Origin of the sequence: Mesorhizobium sp. M8A.F.Ca.ET.165.01.1.1 (genome assembly GCF_004792065.1) — a bacterium.
GTDB lineage: Bacteria > Pseudomonadota > Alphaproteobacteria > Rhizobiales > Rhizobiaceae > Mesorhizobium.
Genome location: NZ_SRTH01000260.1, coordinates 1 through 282 on the forward strand (window position 1 = coordinate 1; position 282 = coordinate 282).

Here is a 282-nt window from a genome sequence, read left to right on the forward strand (position 1 = left end):
CTTGCCACCAACACCTCCTACCTCGATGTCAACGAAATCGCCACATCGACCGCGCGGCCGCGGGACGTGCTCGGCACGCATTTCTTCTCGCCGGCAAACGTCATGAAGCTCCTGGAGATCGTGCGCGCCGAGAAGACCGCGCCCGATGCGCTGGCGACGGTTGCTGATCTCGCGCGGCGCATCGGCAAGGTCGCGGTGGTCGTCGGCGTCTGCCACGGCTTCGTCGGCAACCGCATGCTGTCGGCGCGAGGCGCCGAGAACGAGTTCCTGCTGCTGGAGGGC

The 282-nt window shown here is 67.0% G+C and carries 1 protein-coding gene; it reads left to right on the plus strand.

The window, feature by feature from the left end; all coding sequences use genetic code 11:
* Window positions 1–282 (plus strand): 3-hydroxyacyl-CoA dehydrogenase NAD-binding domain-containing protein (locus tag EN808_RS36010; RefSeq protein ID WP_245525216.1); only part of this gene is annotated, 282 nt, incomplete at both ends.